The following is a 19,716-nucleotide window of genomic DNA, read 5'->3' as shown; positions in this document are numbered from 1 at the left end:
TCAAGGGATTTTTTTCGGAGACGTTCCCCAGCGTCCACGAAACTACCCGATTGAGTGGTGGAAAGGATTCAAAATGAGTCGTTTCCGCTCCCCCCCGATCATGGGGGCAGCTTTCCCTTGGGAGGATGAAGGTTCCGGGCGATGATCCAACCACTGATCCACGGGCACCCAACCCGTTGCCCCCTCCTTTTCCAGAGGCGGCCCCCCGGGGTCTGAAACCCACTGAAAACCCGCTTCTCTCCATGACCCCGCCCTGCCGTATTGTCTCCACATTTTTCAAGGTCGCCCCGCTGCTGTGGCTCGGGAGCGTCGCGCCGTCGCAAGCGCTGAGCTACACCATCGGCTACGTTTTCGAGGACAATGCCGCGAAACGCGCGGAAATCACCGCCGTCATGAACGAAGCGGTGGCCATCTACAACGCCCAGACCAACATCGACGTCAACATCAACGTCGCGTGGCATCCCGGGGTTCCAACGGCTGAGGCGAGCTACAACGGCGAACTGAAATTCGGCGGTTCCATCAGCACGCAGGTCGCCCTGCACGAGATCGCCCACTACCTGGGCAGCGGCACCACGTGGCAGTGGGAGAACCAGTTCGACGGCGGTGGCATCTGGACCGGTGCCGCCACCCGGAACCTCATCAAGCTCTACGATGGTCCGGGCGCGGAGCTGCGCCGCTCCGGCGTCCACTATTATCCGTATGGCTTCAATTACGGCAGCGAGGACAACCCCGTTGCCCGCCTGCGCCTGCCCCGGCTCATCCAGGCGATGCGGTTCGACATGGGCTTCCAGGATGGTGATGGAGACGGCATGTCCGACGAGTGGGAGCGCTACAAAACCGGCTCCACCGCCCAACCGGCGGCCGGTGACATGGACGGGGACGGCATCTCCAACTACGACGAATGGTGGACCGAGAGCGATCCGGCCCGGGCCTGCCCGGTGAGAAACGGCCGCACCTACGTCCTTCGCTCCCGCCTCAGCCAGAAAGTGATGGAAGCCGCCGACGCCACCGCGGGTGCGAACGTCCGGCAGAACCCTCTTTCCGGCTCGGATTTACAAAAATGGACCGCCACCTACGTCGGCGGAGGATACTGGAAATTCCTCAACGCCGCCAGCGGGAAGGCCCTCGAGGTGGCCGCCTATTCCACCGCGGCCGGTGGAAACATCATCACTTGGAACGACACCGGCGGGACGAACCAGCAGTGGCGCATCCTCCACTACGGCGGCATCTATTCGAAGCTCTTCAACCGCAACAGCTCGAACATGATCATCGACGTGGAAGGAGGACCGAACGCCACCGGCAATGGAACCAACATCTCCCAATACTATGATGACATCAACGCGCTGAACCAGGAATGGGTCTTCGACGAGGTCGCCCCCCCCGAGCCGCAGGGCACCCTGATGGCACAATTCAAGCTCGATGGCAGCGCGCGGGATGTCAGCGGGCGCGGGCTTCACGGCACCGTCTCCGGCGGCGTGAGCTACTCGACTGGGCGGGTGGACGCCCAAGCCGCGACCTTCAACGGCACGAACGGATCCATCGAGTTCCCCGCGCCGGTGGACACGAATTTCACCCTCGCCTGCTGGGTGAAAACCTCCGCCACCGCGGGAACCGGCCAATGGTACCAAGGCATGGGCCTCATCGACGGAGAGGTCGGCGGAGTCGCCAAGGACTTCGGACTCGCGCTCGTCGGCAACAAGGCCGCGTTCGGCGTGGGAAATGCCGACATCACCATCACCTCCACCGTCGCCATCAATGACAACGTCTGGCACCACGTGCTCGCCACCCTCGACACCGGCTCGGGCGCGATGAAACTCTACGTGGACGGCTCGCTCCAGGCCAGCGGCAACGGTCCGACCGGAGCCCGCACCGCCCCCGGCAAAATGCGTCTCGGCAGCATCGGGGGCGTGACGGGTTTCCTGAATGGCAGCTTGGATGAAGTGCGGATCTACAATAGAATCCTCGGTCCCGCCGAGATCACCCACCTCGCCACCGTCGGCCAAGCCGTCGTCGCCCATTACCCTCTCGATGGAAACGCCGGCGATTCCAGTCCCTTCAACAACCCCGGCACCTCCACCGCCATCACCTACGTCCCGGGAAAAATCGGAAGCCAGGCAGCCCAATTCGATGGCACCGGCAGCTTCATCCGGATCCCCGCCACCGCCAGCGGCGATTTCACCCTCAGCTGGTGGATGAAAACCACCGCCACCGGAGCCACCGGCCAATGGTATGCGGGAAAATCCATCATCGATTCCGAAATTCCCGGAGCCGCGGCGGACTGGGGCGTCGCCCTCGTCGGCAACAAGGTCGGCTTCGGCATCGGCAATCCGGACAAGACCATTCTCTCCACCACGGCCGTCAACGACGGGCTCTGGCACCATGTCACCGCCACGCGCGTCAGCGCGACGGGTGCGATGAAGCTCTACGTCGACGGCCAGCTCCAGGCCAGCGACACCGGACCGACCGGACCACGCAACGCCGCAGGAGGCATCCGCCTCGGCAGCACCCTCTACGGCGGGGCTTTCTTCGCCGGGGCCATCGATGACCTGAAAATCTTCAATCATCCGATCACCACCCCCGGTGACATCTGGCGGAACCTCCACTTCCAGGACCCGGTCAATTCCGGCGCGGCCGCCGATCTCGCGGACCCGGATCACGACGGCATCCCGAATCTGGTCGAGCGCGGCCTGGCCCTCGATCCCACCGTGCCAAATGCCGCGTCCGCACTGCCTGTCATGGTCAAGGACGGAGAATTCCTCCGGCTGACCTACACGCGCAGCCTTGCCGCCACCGATCTCCAGTGCCAGGCCTTCTGGAGCAGCGATCTCACCACCTGGTCCGGCATCGGCATCAACGATCAACCCATCTCCACCCAATCGACGTACCAGATCCGGGAAGCGAGCATCCCTTTGGGCAATCTGGACCCGGCCCGCGGGTTCATGCGCATCCAGGTGAAATAGAGCGGTCCAAGGGCGCGGTGGACATCATGCCGGTTTCCATACCACCGGAGGGTCGGACTACGGCCGACCTGTCAGACGCCGGGCTGGCGCGAATGTCGGAAAGGCCGAACCGCGGCGGCATTCTATTGCTTCCCGTCGTTGCGGCCGGGCCGGCCGTAGTCTGACTCTCCGATTCCTCGACCGTCCTTCGTGATGGGATCGAAACGACCTTTTCCCAAGATCACTGGTTCCAAGCCAGCGAGGAATTGTGACTGATCACCGTGTAATTCTTGCCCTCATAAGTGCCGTTGGCGGTTTCGGAATAACCCGCCACGCTCAGCACGAACAACCCCTTGCCCTCCGCTGTGAATTTCACCACGCCCTCGGCATCCGCCTTGAGGTCGACTTCTTTTCCATCCGGCTTGATGAGTGTCAGCTCGGCTTCCGGCAACGGTTTGCCTTTGAAATAAACCGTCGCTTTTCCACCTTCCGCAGCAGGCACGATGTCCAGCACCGAGACAGGTGTCACGGCCGCACCAGCCACCTGCCAACGGGCGTAGAACTGCGGCCAGCGGGCGCTCGCGGGCTTCTTCTCCGTCGCGGGCTTTTCCATCACGGGGAATTTCGTGGAGATCACCGATGCTTCGGCAGGCTTGGCATCCTTGAGCAGGAAGAAGTCGGCCCCTTTCTCGACCGTGATCTTTCCATCCTTGGTATCCGCCACCTTCGGCAGTTCCAACTGGTCCAGGTAGCCGGGGGATTTCTCATACTCCGTCCCGACCTCGCCGAACCTTACCAGGAGTCTTCCCTCCAGCGTCTCGATCCACACCGAGTGGGCGGATGCGGCATTCATCGAAAACGCGGTGATTGCGGCGAAAAGGACCCGGCGGGAAAAGCGGAATGGCAGGTTTGGAATGAAAGTCATGGGGTCAGACTATCGGACGCGCACGTTTCCCCGCCAGCGGCTGCTTGCGTATTTTCGACTGTCGGTTGCGCAGGAATCAAACCAACATCCCCGGCATGAGTTCCTCCCGCTGGTGCGATTTCGACAAATTGACCGCCACCGTCAGCAGCCAGTTCCACGGTGGTCCGCACTCGGCCCATGGACCGGATCACTGGAGGCGCGTCGAGCAGAACGGACTTTGGCTCGCCACCCAAACCGGCGCTGACATTCTGGTGGTGCGGTTGTTCGCTTGGTTCCACGATGCGAAAAGGGAAAACGAATACACCGATCCACAACACGGTCGCCGGGGCGGAGAATATGCTGCCAGCCTGCGGGGCGTGCTCTTCGAGCTTGATGACGCCGCTTTCGAATCATTGGTTTATGCCTGCACCTGGCATACGGACGGAGAGTTTGCGGAGAACCCGACCATCGGCACCTGCTGGGATGCGGACCGGCTGGATTTGGGACGCGTGGGGATGATCCCCTCCAGCAATTACATGAGCACGCCTTTTGGAAAGGAAGTCGCGGATGCCGGATCGTTTTATCCGTTTCTGGACAGGATCCGGCTATCGTCAGGAGACTATGAAGCCACGTGACCGGGTGACGGTTCCAGTCCAGATGTGAAGGGTGATTTCGCATTTGTGGTCCGGCCTTTTGAGACGTTTTCCGGACGCACGGAAGATGCCATAAATGGCAAGACTACGTGCAAAAAATCACTCCTCCAACCACCGCCCGAGCGCTTCTTCCAAGTCATCGGAACGTTTCACATTGTAGGATTCTCCGGCGGCCACCGTGATCCTGCGGCCCGCGCTGTTCTGGAAATGCAGCAGCACCGGCGTGGTTCCGGGGTGCTCGGTGAGGGCGACCTTGATGTCGATGAGGTCGCGCTCGCTGTGGCGGGTGGTCCAGAGCATGAGCTCGACCGGTCCCTTGTTGTTGCCCGACGCACGTCTCGCCTTCAGTTCTCCCACCTCGTTGCCGGTGATGCGGCGGCCCCCGGTGCGGTCGTCCACTTGGATCGCCCCCTTGAGCCTGATGATTTTCCCGGGTTCCAGCAGACCAGCGTCACGCGCGGGGACGAAGGTTTCCCCCCACAGCATGATTTCCGCGCTGCCGGTGAAATCTTCCAGGACCAGCACTCCGAAGGGCTTCCCGGTCTTCGTGGTCTTCGCCTCGAGCGAGCGCACCATGCCCGCGAAGGGGAATTTCTCGCGGGGATTGCTCAGGTCGAGATCGTCGATGAGCCCGAGTTTGCGGTATTTGCTGGAGTCGATGACATTGCGGAACTTGTCCAGAGGATGCCCGGTGACATAGAAGCCCAGCAGCTCCTTCTCGTGGGCGAGGCGCTCGTCCTTGCTCCACTCCGGAACGGCGGGTTCCGAGCGCTGCGACTTTCTCTTCGCAACGGGGGCGGCGAAATCCATCGCATCGAACATCGAGACCTGGCCGGACGCCCGGTCTTTCTGAACCAAGGATGCGGACGCGACCACCTGCTCGAGCCGCGCGCAGATCCCGGCCCGGGTCTCCTCGGTCCAGTCGAGGGCTCCGGCCTTCGCGAGGTTTTCGAGGATGCGCTTGTTCACGGCCTTCGAGTCCAGGCGCGAGGCGAAGTCGTCGAGGGTGTTGAATTTTCCGTTTTTCTCACGATCCGCGATGGCCAGGGCCATGGCTCCTTCCCCGCAGTTCTTGATCGCGGCGAGACCGTAGCGCACGCCCTTGGAGCCGTTCGGAGTGACCTCGGGAGCGAACCGGAGCTGGGACGCGTTCAGGTCCGGCGGCAGGATCTCGATGCCCATGCGGTGGCATTCGGCCACGAAAACGCCGATCTTGTCGGTATTGTTGATTTCGTTGGAAAGCAGCGCGGCCATGAACTCGACCGGATGGTTCGCCTTCAGGTAGGCGGTCCAGTAGGAGATGTGGCCGTAGCAGGCGGAGTGGGATTTGTTGAATCCGTATCCCGCGAACATGGCAATCTTGTCGAAAATCTGGTCGGCGAGCTTTTTCCCGATGTTGTTGGTCTTCTCCGCGCCCTCGACGAATTTGGCGCGCTGTTTTTCCATTTCCACCGGGTCCTTCTTACCCATGGCGCGGCGGAGAAGGTCGGCACCGCCGAGCGAGTAACCGGCCAGCACCTTCGCCGCGTTCTGGACCTGCTCCTGGTAGATCATGACGCCGAATGTGTCGCCCGCGACGGTTTCCAGCAACGGGTGCTCGTACATCGCCCGCGTGCGGCCTTTTTTCACGTCCAGCATCTGGTCGATGAAGACCATGGCTCCCGGGCGATAGACGGCGAGAAGGTCGATGATGTCGTCGATTTTCTCGATGGCATACTTGCGGCAGGTCTCGACCATGCCGCCGGATTCAAGCTGGAACACGCCCATCGTCTCGCCGCGGTTGAGGAGTTCGAAGGTCTTCCAGTCCTCCAGGGAAACCTTCTCGATGTCGAAATCCGGCGTGTGCCTGCGGATGTGGTTCACCGCCTCCTGGATGACGGTAAGGTTCTTCAGACCGAGGAAGTCCATTTTCAGGAGACCCACGTCGGTGATGGCCTTCATGTCGTACTGGGTGACGACTTCCCCTTCGTTTCCCCGGGTCAGCGGGACGTGTTCGTCGAGCGGCCTGTCACCGATCACGACACCCGCCGCGTGGACGCCCACGTTCCGCGCGAGTCCCTCCAGCTTGGTGGCGTAGCTCCAGAGCTGCTGGTAGGTGGAGCTGCTCTCGATGAGTTCCTTCAGCTCGGGCTTGGACTCGTATTCGTCCTTGAGCTTGATGTCCGGCTTCGCCTCGATGAGCTTGGCGATGCGGTCGCCCTCGCCATAGGAAATGCCCATGACGCGGCAGACGTCGCGCAGCACGCTCTTCGCGCCCAGCTTGCCGTAGGTGATGATGTGGGAAACGCTGCGCTCGCCGTATTTCTCCCGGACATACTGGATGACCTCCGTCCGGCGGCTCTGGCAGAAGTCGATATCGACGTCGGGCGGGCTGACACGCTCGGGGTTGAGGAACCGCTCGAACAACAGGCCGAACCGCATCGGGCAGATGTTGGTGATCCCCATGGCGTAGGAAACCAGCGAGCCCGCCGCCGATCCCCGGCCCGGCCCCACCGGAATGTCATTGTCCCGCGCCCACTGGATGAAGTCGGCGGTGATGAGGAAGTAGGAGGCGAAACCGAGTTGGTTGATGGTATCCACCTCGTATTTCAGACGATCCGCGATTTCCGGGCTGTTCGCCCGCTCCTCGCCGTAGCGGCGGACGGTGCCCTCGCGGCAGACACGCATCAGGTATTCCTCGCGCGGGCTGCCGTCCGGCGTGCCGAACTGCGGGTATTTTTCCGAACTGGTGGAATCCAGCTTGATGCTGACATTGCAACGTTCGGCGATTTCCAGAGTGGCATCGCAGGCACCCGGAATATCGGCGAAAAGCTCGCGCATCTGTTCGGCGGTCTTGAAATAGACCTCCGGCGTGTAGTGCATGCGGTTTTCATCGATGAGCAGGTGCCCGGTGCCGATGCAGATCATCACGTCGTGCGCCTCGTGATCGTATTTGTTCAGGAAATGGACGTCGTTCGCTGCGACAGGCTTGAGGCCGAACTCCGCCGCCAGCTTCAGCAACGACGGCGTGACAAGACGCTGGGGTTCAAGACCGTGGTTGTGGATTTCCACGTAGGTATTCTCCCTGCCGTAGATGTCCACCAGTTCTGCCAGCGTCTCGCGGGCCTTTTCCTCGTCACCGGCGCGGAGCCACTCGTTCACCGGGCCGGAAATGCAGCCGGTCAGACAGATGACTCCTTTGGAATATTCGCGCAACGCGTCGCGGTCCACACGCGGTTTGCCGTAGTAGAGCCCTTCAAGGTTTCCCTTGGAAACGAGCTTGCTGAGGTTGTTCCAGCCCTCGTTGGTCTCCGCGAGCAGGGTCATGTGGGTCGCTCGTTTTCGGCCCACGAGGTCCTTCTTGTCCTCCATCTTCCCCGGCGCGAGGTAGATCTCGCAGCCGAAGATGGGTTTCACCCCGGCCTTCTTGCACTCTTGGTAGAACTTGATCGCACCGTAGAGGTTCCCGTGGTCGGTCATCGCCACCGCAGGCATTCCGAATTCCTTGGCTTTTTTCGCAAGGTCCTTGATACGGACCATGCCATCCAGCAGGGAAAACTCGGTATGTAAGTGAAGGTGTACGAAAGAATCTGACATCGGGACGGCGCGAATCTAGCCAGACCGCCGGAGAGGGCAAGCGGCGGCTGGCGCGAAATTACACTCCGCGGTTTCCTGTCGAAAGCACGGGGGTCTGCGTGCCGGGATGGTCCTCCGCCGCACGATGGCCGTATTGCAGCCAGCGGTAGGCCACCACCCACGCCAACGACGCCACGGGGATGGCGAAAAGCAGTCCCACACAAAGGGCCAGCATGCCCGCCAGGATGATGAAAATCGTCAGCAATGACAACACGAACAGGCTCAAACGATTGTTGGTGGTGAGGGATGAGCTGTAGCGGAGGGATTCCAGCACCCCCAGATTCCGATCCACGATGGCGGCCCGGTAAAAGCCGAAACGCAGGGCCAGGTAGATCCCGGGCACGATGAACAACAGGAGTCCGAGTCCGACCATGAGCGAGTAGAGGATGGTGGCACCGATCGCCGGAAGCAGTTTTTGTCCTTCACCGAAAAGCATGCCGATGGAAAACTCACGACCTGAAACCAGATTCAGGGTGATGCGGGTGAATCCCAGCGAAAGAAAGATCGCCAGCACCTGGTTTCCCAGAAAGTTCAGGGGACTGCCCGTTTGATAATAATAATTCGACGTGAAACCGCTGCTTCCGTCGTAGACCTGATGGGTCGTTTCCCCCCACCCCATGGCGACATCCACCGCCCCTAAAACGCTGCCGACCGCCATGGTTATCGCGAAATAGATGATTCCGATCAGCAGGATCATCCCGAAATTCCTGACCGTGAGATCCAAGCCGCGTTTCGCACAGGCCATCACGTTGATCGGATCGCTGCCGGGAGGTATCTCATCCAGCGCCACACCCGCCTCGCCCGGGACCGGTGGAATCCATGAGCTGGCCGGAGTGCTGTAAGGGTCCGCCGTCCGGGTCGAGAATTCAGGAACCTGCGCCGCCGGAAGCCAATCCCTCATCGTCGAGGTCCAGACCAGATCCTTCGCCGGATCCAGCGTGCCATTTTGCAGCAGCTCCGCCAGATGCCCGCGGCTCACGGGTCCGTTCTGTTTTCCGTCCTTTGCGTAGTACCAGTCGCTCATCGGTTGATGCAGTAGCCGATCCACCCTTTGTTAGCAAGAACCGGACCGCCACAGGGGGAACAAATTTGCCGGAACGGGGAATGGGTTTCTCTTGATAGCCGGTCTGGTTCCGTGGCGTAGTTTGCGAACCATGAAAAAACTGTTTACCATGTTTGCCGTGATCGCCGCGCTCGTCGCGCCGCTGTCTGCCGCAGGAACCGAACCGGGCTTCGTCTCCCTTTTCGACGGAAAAACCCTCGACGGCTGGAAGGTCAACGAGTCCCCCGAAGCCTTCTCGATCGAGGATGGCGCCATCAAGGCGAACGGCGACCGCTGCCACCTTTTCTATGACGGCAAGGTGAACGACGGAAAATTCAAGAACTTCGAGGTCCGCCTCGACGTGATGACCCGCAAGAATTCCAACGGCGGATTCTTCATCCACACCACCTTCCTCAAGGAAGGCTGGCCGAGCGGCTACGAGGTCCAGGTGAACAACACCCAGAGCGATCCACAGAAATCCGGCGGCCTCTACAACACCGTGAAAAACCTCGAGGCTTTCGAGGACGACAAGTGGATGGAATACGTCATCATCGTCAAGAACGACAAGGTGAAGATCAAGGTGAACGGCAAGGAACTCGTGGACTACGAGGCCAAGGAAGACAGCAAGCTCCTCCCTGACGGCGGCACCTTCGCCATCCAGGCCCACGACAAGGGCAGCACCACCCTCTACAAGAACATCCGCGTCAAGGTCCTGAAATAAGCACCTTCCGCGAAACCGGCGGGTCGTTTTTGAAAAATCACGCTTGAATGCCCAATCCACCGGGGTTGCATTCGGGCGTGAACGACCTGCCGCAACGCTCCCTCCACGACCTCGGGTTTTCCGAGCTGTCCGAAGCGTTGGGCCGTGGCGGCGTCATCCCCCACCACACCAAGGCCTTATGGCGCGCCCTGCACCGCGAGGGTGAACTGGATCTCTCAAAGCAGGATTTCTCCCCGCCGCTCGCACGCTGGGTCGAGGAATCCGTAGGCGAAGGAAAACCGTTTTTCCTGGATGCCCCCACCGTCGTCGACGAGATCCGCAGTTCCGACGGACTCACCCGCAAGTTTCTTCTCCGCCTGACGGACGGCCAGACCATCGAGACCGTGCTCATGGGCTACGACGGCCGCCACACCGTCTGCGTCAGCACCCAGGCCGGTTGCGCCATGGGCTGCGTCTTCTGCGCCACCGGCCAGATGGGATTCGTCCGCCACCTCCGCCCCGGCGAGATCGTCGCACAGGTGCTCCACGCCCGCCGCGTCCTGAAATCCATCAATCCGGAAAGGCGCGTGCGGAACATCGTCCTCATGGGAATGGGCGAACCGCTGCACAATTACGATTCCGTCATCAAGGCGCTCTCCAGCATTTCCGACGTCCGGGGTATCGGCATCGGTCCGTCGAAAATCGCGATCTGCACCGTCGGCGTCGTCCCGAATATCCTGCGGCTCGCCGAGGAAGGCCAGCCCTACCGGTTGGCGGTCAGTCTCCACGGCTCCACCGAGGAGGAACGCTCCGCGCTCGTCCCCGCCAGCAAACGCTGGTCGCTCGCGATGCTCGTCGACGCCTGCCGGAAGTATGGAGAAATCACCGGCAAGCGCATTTTCTTCGGCTGGACACTCATTGCGGGCAAAAACGATTCGCCCGAGACGGCCCGGCGGTTGGTTGAATTGCTGAAGGGAATCGACGCCCACATCAATCTGATCCCGCTGAACCCCACCGGCGGCTTCTCCGGCACCGAGAGCGATTCCGGCCACGAGTTCCAGAAAATCCTCCAGGCGGCCGGTTTTCCCTGCACCTTCCGCCAGCGCCGCGGCATCGACGTCGCCGCGGGCTGCGGCATGCTGAAGGCGGAAAAGCGCGTGAGACAGCCTGCCCCGCTTTCGACCGCTTCAGATTGATTTCCTTCATTGGCCAAACCCACGAAAAAAATGCGGAACCTCGGTCCGCATTCCCACGGGTTTTTCGGATCACCCGCAGGCAGGGATTTCCAAAATCGTCGGAAAGGTTGCCGGAGCCTGGCTCTGAATGTGGCGAAATCGACTCTTAACAACGTTAATTTAACCTTTCCCAACTGTTAGGCGTCCTCCGACACCCCTCTTTGTGACAGGATAGTCACAGTAGCACCCTTGAGACAGCCCGCCGGGAACCATGAGACTTCGCGCCTCAGCCCCTCCGGCACCCGCATGTCCCGTCTCCTCCCGTCATCTTCATTTTTCACGGCCTTCTGCATCACGTTCGTGTTGCACCTGTCGGCACATGCGCAGGTACTCAACATCCGTGAATATCGCGTCACGGGCCCGGCGCGGCTGCCGCGGCTGGCGGTGGAGGAGGCGGTGTATCCGTATCTCGGGCCGGGGCGTTCGGCGGATGATGTGGAGGCGGCGCGGGTGGCCTTGGAAAAGGCGTATCACGACCGCGGTTTCCAGACGGTTTCGGTGGTGGTGCCGCAGCAGGATCCGCGGCGCGGGGTGATCCGGCTGGAGGTGGCGGAGGCGAGGGTGGGGCGCCTGCGGGTCAATGGCGCGCGGTTTTTCCTGCCGAGCCGGATCAAGGCGGACGCTCCGTCGCTGGCGGAGGGGAACGTGCCGGACATGAAGCGGGTGGAGAAGGAGATCGTGGCGCTCAACCGTCTGGCGGACCGCCGGGTGACGCCGGAGCTGCGCGCGGGGGTGGTGCCGGGGACGGTGGACATCGATCTGAACGTGGAGGACAAGAATCCGCTGCATGGTTCGCTGGAGCTCAACAACCGTTACAGTTCGAACACGACGCCGCTGCGGTTGAACGGGTCGCTGAGCCATGGCAATCTCTACCAGCTGGGGCATACGGGTGGTTTCAATTTCCAGGTGGCCCCGGAAAACACGGATGACGCGAAGGTGTTCTCGGGTTATTATCTGGCGCGGGTTTCGGACAGCGTGAGCCTGATGCTGCAGGGCACCAAGCAGGACAGCGATGTGGCCATCGTCGGCGGCTCGGCGAGCATCGGCCGCGGCCACACGGTGAGCCTGCAGGCGCTCATCGACCTGCCGTCACAGGACAAGTTTTACCAGACGCTGTCGCTGGGCCTCGACTACAAGCATTTCTCCGACGAGGTCGTTTCCCTGGGGAAGAAACAGTTCACCATCGATGAAACCGCCATCGAGTATTGGCCGCTTTCGGCGAATTACGGGGCGACGTGGCTGGCGGAGAAGGCGTTCACGGAGGCGAATACCTCGCTGAACCTGCACCTGCGGGGCATCGGCAGCGGGGAGAGGGATTATGCGAACAAGCGTTACAACGCGGACGGGAGTTATGTGTTCCTGCGCGGGGATGTGGCGCACACGCGCGATCTGCGGGATGATTCGCAGCTTTTCGGCAAGGTGCAGTACCAGCTGGCGGACAAGCCGCTGGTGAACAACGAGCAGATCTCCGGCGGCGGCCTGGGGACGGTGCGGGGTTACCTGGAGGCGACGTCGCTGGGTGACAACGGTGTCTTCGGCACGGTGGAGTACCGCACGCGGCCGCTCACCGGCGGGTCCGAAGCGAAGCCTGGGACGACGCCCAACGAGTGGCGGTTCCATGGTTTCGTGGATGCGGGGCTGGTGGGGATTTATGACCCGCTGCCGGGCCAGCGGAAGCGTTTCGGTCTGGCCAGCGCGGGCGCTGGGACGCGCTTCAAGTTCGCGGATCATTACAACGGCTCGGTGGACCTGGCCGTGCCTTTCATCAGCCAGACGGACACGGAGTCCGGAGACGTCCGGGTGACCTTCCGTGGCTGGGCGGACTTCTGACCACCCCTTGCCCGCATCCGCCGACCTCCTTCATTTTCCTCATTTTTCCCACATGAAACATCCCGCCCTCATTCTCCCCGTTTCGCTTCTGCTCGCCCATGCAGGCATCGCCGCCGGCGATGCCGGAGCCGCGTGGTGGAACCCCGCCTGGACGAAGCGCCAGACGCTCACGCTCGACACCTCGGGTGACGCCGCGGCTCTTCCCGGATCGCCCGGCACGGCCACGGTGCTGGTGCGTTTGTCGGACGGGAACTTCCCGTTCGCCAGCGCCCGCGAGGATGGCAGCGACCTGCGCTTCATCGCCGCGGACGGGAAGACGGCGCTCAGCCACCAGATCGAGAGTTATGACAACCTGCTCAACGAGGCGTTCGTGTGGGTGAAGGTGCCGGACATCGGGGCGTCGGGGAAGACGACGATCCATCTTTATTCCGGCAATCCGGCGCCGGACGCCGGCCCGAAGGCGGCCGAGGCGTATGACGCGGACACGGCGCTGGTCTGGCACTTCGCCGGACGTGGCGCGGCCCCGGCCGACACCACGGGGAACAACAACAGCGCGACGGCCCCGGCGACCACGGCGGAGGGCTCGCTCATCGGCAACGGCCTGCGCCTGCTGGCCACGCCGGTGACGCTGCCCCAGTCGCCGTCGCTCGAGTGGAAGGCCGGCCAGGCGCTGACGCTCTCCACCTGGATCAAGCCCGCCGCGCTGCAGGACAACGCGGTCCTGCTCAGCCGTGGCGAGGGTGCGTCCTCTTTCCAGCTCCTGCTCAACCAGGGGGTGCCGGTGATCAGGCTCGGCACGCAGGCCAGCGCCGCCGGAGCGCCTGTCGCGGCGAATACCTGGAGCCACCTTGCGCTCGTCGCGGATGGCGCGAAGCTGCAGCTTTTCGTCAACGGCGCGCCGTATGCCACGCTTGCCGCCGGCCTTCCCGCGCTGGCGGCGCCGATCACGCTCGGCGCGGAGAACTCCGGGTTCGCCGGCGAGGTCGACGAGTTCACGCTCTCCACCACCGCGCGTTCCGAGGCGTGGATCAAGCTGGCCGCGGTGAACCAGGGTTCCACGGACGCGGCCCAGCGGACCGTGGTGCTGGGAGCCGGCGAGGGCGGCGAGGGCGGCGAGGGCGGCGGCGAGCAGAGCCACCTCATGGAGCACCTCTCGCTGTTCGGCGACATCGCCAACAACATGATGTTCGACGGCTGGATCGCCATCGGCGTGTGCGCCATCATGATCGTCATCGGCTGGACGGTGGCCGTCCGGAAATTCCTTTATCTCAACTCGATTGAAAAAGGCACCAAGGTCTTCCTCGAGCGATGGAAGCACCTGTCCACCGACCTGACCGCGCTCGACCACGGCGACCGGTCCAGCATCAGCACGCTCGGCGGCAAGACCGGCGAGGACGAGCAGCACCTCATCGAGAGGTCGCCGCTCTACCACATCTACCAGATCGGTTCCGAGGAGATCCGCCACCGCCTCGACAAGGGCGACGCCCGCGGGCAGGGGCTCAACGGCCGCTCCATCCAGGCCATCCGCGCCAGTCTGGACGCGGGGCTGGTGCATGAGAGCCACCGCCTTTCCGACGGCCTGGTCTACCTGACCATCAGCATCGCCGGTGGTCCGTATGTCGGCCTGCTCGGCACCGTGGTGGGTGTGATGATCACCTTCGCGATCATCGCGAAGTCCGGCGAGGTGAACGTGAACTCGATCGCGCCGGGCATCGCCTCCGCGCTGCTGGCCACCGTGGTGGGCCTGGTGGTGGCCATCCCCGCGCTGTTCATCTACAGCTACCTGAACGGGCGGATCAAGAACTCGCTGGGCCTCATGCAGGTCTTCATCGACGAGTTCGTCGCCAAGATGGCCGAGTTCCACAGCCCCGCCGCCGGCGCGGACACCAACGGAGGTTCTTCTCACTGAGGACAGGTCCCATAGGACCCATGGGACCTATATCCTCCTCTTACCATCAACCATCAACTTCCAACCCTCAACCTCTTCCATGGCCTCCGCCGACGACAAAAGCTACGACGACATCAACGTCACCCCGATGGTGGACCTCTATCTGGTGCTGCTGCTCATCTTCATCATCATGACCACGGCGGGCGTGCAGGGGGTGAAGGTGAACCTGCCGAGCGCGAGCAAGGCGTCCTCGCCCAAGCTGGAGGCGCCCAAGACGCAGGCCATCACCATCGACAACCAGGGCAACATCAAGCTCAACACGTTCACCGTCACGCTGGCGGACCTGGAGACCAAGCTCGCCGCCATCAAGGCCGCCACGCCGGAGGTGCCCGTCGTCGTCCGCGGCGACCGCGCCAGCCAGTACCAGGGCGTCATGGACGTGCTCGACGTGCTCGGCCGCGTGGGCATCACCCAGATCGGCCTGGCCACCCAGCCGCCGAAGTAGAAGCACTGAATCACAAGCATTGAATTCGAAACGAAGAACAGGCCTCCGCCTTCTTCCTCCAACTCTCAACCATCAACCATCCACTCTCCACTTCCTCCCACATGTCCCCACGCCCGCCATTCCCGCCGCCCGCGCGCAAGCCGTCCAAGCACCGCTTGCTGATCGGCATCATGCTCGCCGTCGTGCTGGTGGGGGGGCTCTTCTCCTTTTTGCTCAACGGTGGGAAAAACACGCGCAAGGCCGTGCCGCGCCAGGAAGTGGTCACCATCACGCTGCCACCGCCGCCGCCGCCACCGCCGCCGCCGCCGCCACCGAAGGTCGAGCCCCCGCCACAGGAGGACAAGCCGGAGGAGGAGCTCGTCGAGGAACAGCCCGTCGACCTGACGCCGCCGGACGAACCGGCGGAGGCCCCGCCGTCCGAAGACCTCGGCACCAACATCACCGGCGGCAACGGTCCCGACATGGGGCTCACCGCCGGCGGGGGCGGCGGCCGCGCCGGAGGCGGCAAGGGCGGCCTCGGCGGCGGGAACAAGTACGCCCGCTACTCGCTCTCCGCCAAGACCTCCATCGAGAACGCCCTGAGGAACGACCCGGTCACCCGCAAGGCCGTCATCAGCGGACTGACCCTCGAGTTCTGGCCCGGCGCCGACGGCACCATCACCCGCGCCCGCATCATCGGCTCCTCCGCCGGTTCGGATCTCGACCAGGCCGTCAGGCGCGTCCTCACCGGCCTGCAAACACCGCCCGCGGCCAGCGCCGCCGAAATGCCACCCTCCGTCAAAATCCGCATCAAAGCCCGCAAGCCCGGCAACTGACACCTTTTCCCGTTCCCCATGTCTTCCATCCGCCCCATCGCCGCCACCCTTTTGCTCGCCCTCGGCACCCCGCTCCACGCGCAGGAACCCGACATCGGCAGCGCGCCCGCCAACCCCTCCGAAGACGTGCCAGCTACGGAAACTCCCGTACTTCCACCCGGAGCCGCGGAGGAGCAGCCCGCCGCCCCCTCCACCAACGTCACCGTCAACCTCATCGCCCGGCTCGTGGAAAAAGGCATCCTCGGCAAGGAGGAGGCCGCCGCCATGATCCAACAGGCCGAGGCCGAGGCACAGCAGGCGCTGCAAGCCCAGCAGGCCGCCGCGGCCGCCGCCGACATCGCCGCGCTGCCGCCCGAGCCCACCGCCGACGAGATGCGCGTCAGCTACATCCCCGAGGTGGTGAAGAACAACATGCGCGACGAGATCAAGCAGGAGCTCCTCGCCGAGGCCCGCGAACAGAAATGGAGCGAGAAACGCTACCCGGAATGGACCGATAAATTCCGCCCCTTCGGCGACCTGCGCGGCCGTTACGAAGGAGTCTATTTCGGCGAGGGCAACGACAACACCGGCGCCTTCCCCAACTTCAACGCCATCAACACCGGATCGCCCTTCGACACCTCCGGCACCCAGTTCTCCCCGCAATACAACGTCGACCAGGACCGCGAGCGCACCCGCCTGCGCGCCCGCGTCGGCACCGACATCATGCTCGGGGACGGCTTCAACGGCGGCCTGCGCGTCGCCACCGGCGACACCAACAGCCCGACCTCGCCCAACCAGACGCTCGGCGGCTCCGGCGGGAATTTTTCCAAATACGCCATCTGGCTCGACCGCGCCTTCCTCAGCTACGACGCCGGTCCGGGCGATGGCGAGGAGCTCGTCTTCCTGATGGGCCGTTTCGACAACCCCTTCCTCTCCAGCGAAGTCCAGTGGGACGACGACCTCGGCTTCGACGGCCTCGCCGTGCGCGGGAAAGTCAGGCTCAACGACAAGGCCGGCACCTTCTTCACCGCCGGCTACTTCCCCGTCTACAACACCGACTTCAACTTCGCCTCCAACCAGCCCTCCAAGTTCGAAAGCACCGACAAGTGGCTCACCGGCGCGCAGATCGGCATCGACTGGAAGATCACCGACGACCTCACCGCCAGGTTCGGCATCGCCTACTACGACTTCAGCAACATCTCGGGCAAGCTGTCCGACCCCTACACCCCGCTCACCGCCAGCGACGCCGGCAGCACCGACGGCACCCGGCCCGGCTTCGCCCAGCGCGGCAACACCTACATGGCCCTGCGCGACATCGTCCCCACCGCGGCCAACGACTTCGGCACCAAATACCAATACCAGTACTACGGCCTCGCCTCCGAATTCCGCAACCTCACCATCACCGGCAAGCTCGAATACGACGCCTACGACCCCGTCCGCCTCGCCCTCGCCGGAGAAGTCACCAAGAACATCGCCTTCGACAACGGCGCCATCGGCAAAAAGGCCGTCAACAACCGCGGTCCCGGCTCCGCCGGCAAGGCCGGCGAGTTCGAAGGCGGAGACACCGCCTGGAACCTCGCCTTCACCGTCGGCAAGCCCGCCATGGAACAATTCGGCGACTGGCAGGCCGGCTTCGGCTACCGCTACGTCGAGAGCGACGCGGTCGTCGACGGCTTCACCGACTCCGACTTCGGCGGCGGAGGCACCAACGTCCAGGGCTTCCTGCTCGGCGGCAGCATGGCCGTCAGCCCCGCCGTGCGCGTCGGCCTCAAATGGATGAGCAGCGACGAGATCATCGGCTCCCCGCTGAGCACCGACACCCTGCAGTTCGACATCAACGCCAAGTTCTAACAACCGGTCATGAAACTCCTCAAAGCCATCCTCCTCCTCGGCGCCGCGCTGCCCTCGCTCCTCCACGCCGCCGAAGAACCCGATCCGGGCCTCAAGCTGCGCGAGCAGCTCCGCGCCGTCACCCTCCAGCTGCGCACCGCCCAGACCGAGGGAGCCAACGCCCAGGCCGCCGCCGCCGCCGCCGACCAGAAATCCAAGGACCTCGCCGCGAAGATCGAGACGCTCGAGAAACGCGGCGCCGCCCTCGAAAAGAAAGCCCTCGCCGACAAGACCGCGTCCGAGCAATCCACCGCCGCGCTTGAAAAGAAGGTCGCCGACCGCGACGCCAGCCTCGCCCAGCACAAGGAAGCCCTCCTCAAATGGAAGGACGGCTACGAAAAAGCCGCCGCCACCGCCACCGCGAAGGAACAGGAACGCGCCCGCCTCGCCGGAGAACTCACCGCCGCGAAAAACACCCTCGCCGACCGCGAGCGCAAGAACATCGCCCTCTTCAACACCGCCACCGAGATCCTCGACAAGTTCGAGAACTACTCCCTCGGCAAGGCCCTCGCCGCGCGCGAGCCGTTCATCGGCACCACCCGCGTCAAGGTCGAGAACCTCGTCCAGGGCTACAAGGACCGGATCCTCGACAACCGCATCGCCGCCCCCGCCGCCGGCAAGGCCCCGTGACCGTGACATGCCGGAAAGCATATCTTAAAAACATATCATTAAAAGATGACATAAAGATGACAAAAACATGATGAAGGTGATCCAAGGCCGCCCCCGGCGGCGGATCATCCGAGTTATGGAAAGACAGGGCGCGCGCTCCCCCGCCGGAGCCCGCGCTCTTCCCGCCGGAAACAGGGAAAACCATCACACCCCGCCACCCGCCATCCGGCGGAAGCCCCTCCGCCGATCACCGGCCATAAGTCACCCGGCCACCGGCCACCCGGCACCCCTCCAACCACCGCCGCCCGACGGCACCCACTCTCCACCGCACCCCGGCCCACCAGCATGAAACCCCGCCGCCACCACCGCGCCACCGGCCTCTTCGGCACCACCTTCAAATACGGCGTCCCCGTCTTCATCGGCTTCACCTTCGCCATCACCGGGCTCACCGCGGACGCCGGAGACATCCTGCGGGGAGGCAGCCCGCGCTCCGGGAAATCCGCGCGCGCCACCGCCGGCGCGCCCACCCCCGCCGCCACCGACGCCGCGCGCGCCAGCGCGAAAGACACCCTCGCGCGCACCACCCGGACCCTCGCCGCCGTCCGCAACCTTCAGAACGCCGCGCGCGACGCCGCCATCCGCAACGGCGCCAACAACCTCGGCAAGAACCCCAACCGCCCCACCGTCACCCTGCCCAACGTCCCCAACGGCCTCGGCGCCGGCGGGCTCGACCTCGGCACCGTCACCGGCGCGCACAACCCCGTGCAGGCCGTCAAGGACGGCAGGACCACCGTCACCATCAAGCAGACCACCCAGCAGGCGCTGCTCGGATGGAAGACGATGAACGTCGGCAAGAAAACCACGCTGAACTTCGACCAGAAAGCCGGCGGGGCGGACGCGGGCAAATGGATCGCCTTCAACAAGATCACCGACCCCAGCGGCAACCCGACGCAGATCCTCGGCAACATCAAGGCGGACGGCCAGGTGTACATCATCAACCCGAACGGGATCATCTTCGGCGGCGGCAGCCAGGTCAACGCGCGGGCGCTGACGGCGTCGAGCCTTCCGATCAACGACAACCTCATCGGCCGCGGCCTGCTCAACAACCCGGA

Annotated in this window: 14 protein-coding genes; 11 read left to right on the top strand and 3 right to left on the bottom strand. The window is 63.6% G+C overall.

All coding sequences use genetic code 11. The features are described 5' to 3' along the window. The first annotated feature begins 242 nt into the window (after positions 1-242). Positions 243-2,960 (top strand): LamG-like jellyroll fold domain-containing protein, encoded by a 2,718-nt coding sequence (locus JIN84_RS07735; RefSeq protein ID WP_200350464.1) that lies wholly within the window; start codon positions 243-245, stop codon positions 2,958-2,960. A 220-nt stretch (positions 2,961-3,180) separates the two neighbouring features. On the opposite strand, the gene JIN84_RS07730 is transcribed toward JIN84_RS07735, so the two are convergent. After that, the gene (locus tag JIN84_RS07730; protein WP_200350463.1) at positions 3,181-3,864 is read right to left on the bottom strand and encodes a hypothetical protein; all 684 of its coding nucleotides are present in this window, start codon (positions 3,862-3,864) and stop codon (positions 3,181-3,183) included. A gap of 95 nt (positions 3,865-3,959) precedes the next feature. Between JIN84_RS07730 and JIN84_RS07725 the strand changes: the two genes are divergently transcribed. Beyond that, a complete protein-coding gene (locus tag JIN84_RS07725; protein WP_200350462.1) occupies positions 3,960-4,478 on the top strand; it encodes an HD domain-containing protein in 519 nt (172 codons plus the stop codon). A gap of 117 nt (positions 4,479-4,595) precedes the next feature. On the opposite strand, the gene dnaE is transcribed toward JIN84_RS07725, so the two are convergent. Next, on the bottom strand, positions 4,596-8,072 hold the full coding sequence (gene dnaE / locus JIN84_RS07720; protein ID WP_200350461.1) for a DNA polymerase III subunit alpha: 3,477 nt from the start codon (positions 8,070-8,072) through the stop codon (positions 4,596-4,598). 58 nt (positions 8,073-8,130) lie between these two features. Then, positions 8,131-9,135 carry a GYF domain-containing protein gene (locus tag JIN84_RS07715; RefSeq protein ID WP_200350460.1) on the bottom strand — a complete coding sequence of 335 codons (1,005 nt, stop codon included), beginning with the start codon at positions 9,133-9,135 and terminating at the stop codon, positions 8,131-8,133. Between the two features lie 130 nt (positions 9,136-9,265). Between JIN84_RS07715 and JIN84_RS07710 the strand changes: the two genes are divergently transcribed. The 9 genes from JIN84_RS07710 to JIN84_RS07670 form a co-directional block, all read left to right on the top strand. After that, positions 9,266-9,874 carry a 3-keto-disaccharide hydrolase gene (locus JIN84_RS07710; RefSeq protein ID WP_200350459.1) on the top strand — a complete coding sequence of 203 codons (609 nt, stop codon included), beginning with the start codon at positions 9,266-9,268 and terminating at the stop codon, positions 9,872-9,874. A 47-nt stretch (positions 9,875-9,921) separates the two neighbouring features. Beyond that, positions 9,922-11,049 (top strand): dual-specificity RNA methyltransferase RlmN, encoded by a 1,128-nt coding sequence (rlmN, locus tag JIN84_RS07705; protein ID WP_200350458.1) that lies wholly within the window; start codon positions 9,922-9,924, stop codon positions 11,047-11,049. Positions 11,050-11,334: 285 nt separating this feature from the next. Further along, the gene (locus JIN84_RS07700) at positions 11,335-12,918 is read left to right on the top strand and encodes a ShlB/FhaC/HecB family hemolysin secretion/activation protein (protein ID WP_200350457.1); all 1,584 of its coding nucleotides are present in this window, start codon (positions 11,335-11,337) and stop codon (positions 12,916-12,918) included. 52 nt (positions 12,919-12,970) lie between these two features. Beyond that, entirely contained in the window at positions 12,971-14,827 is a 1,857-nt protein-coding gene (locus tag JIN84_RS07695) for a MotA/TolQ/ExbB proton channel family protein (RefSeq protein WP_200350194.1), read from the top strand. Between the two features lie 79 nt (positions 14,828-14,906). After that, positions 14,907-15,311, top strand: a complete 405-nt coding sequence (locus tag JIN84_RS07690) for an ExbD/TolR family protein (protein WP_200350195.1) — start codon at positions 14,907-14,909, stop codon at positions 15,309-15,311. Positions 15,312-15,412: 101 nt separating this feature from the next. Further along, positions 15,413-16,126, top strand: coding sequence for an energy transducer TonB family protein (locus JIN84_RS07685; protein WP_200350196.1), 714 nt, complete (start codon positions 15,413-15,415; stop codon positions 16,124-16,126). An 18-nt stretch (positions 16,127-16,144) separates the two neighbouring features. Beyond that, positions 16,145-17,956, top strand: a complete 1,812-nt coding sequence (locus JIN84_RS07680) for a putative porin (RefSeq protein WP_200350197.1) — start codon at positions 16,145-16,147, stop codon at positions 17,954-17,956. 9 nt (positions 17,957-17,965) lie between these two features. Then, complete coding sequence (locus JIN84_RS07675; protein ID WP_200350198.1) at positions 17,966-18,625, top strand: hypothetical protein; 660 nt, start codon at positions 17,966-17,968, stop codon at positions 18,623-18,625. 324 nt (positions 18,626-18,949) lie between these two features. Continuing rightward, positions 18,950-19,716, top strand: a 767-nt coding sequence (locus JIN84_RS07670; protein WP_200350456.1) for a filamentous hemagglutinin N-terminal domain-containing protein, incomplete at its 3' end; no start/stop codon positions are given.

Origin of the sequence: Luteolibacter yonseiensis, assembly GCF_016595465.1 — a bacterium.
Classification (GTDB): domain Bacteria; phylum Verrucomicrobiota; class Verrucomicrobiia; order Verrucomicrobiales; family Akkermansiaceae; genus Luteolibacter; species Luteolibacter yonseiensis.
The sequence above is the reverse complement of the archived record's forward strand: the minus strand, read 5'-3'. Positions and strand labels throughout refer to the sequence as shown.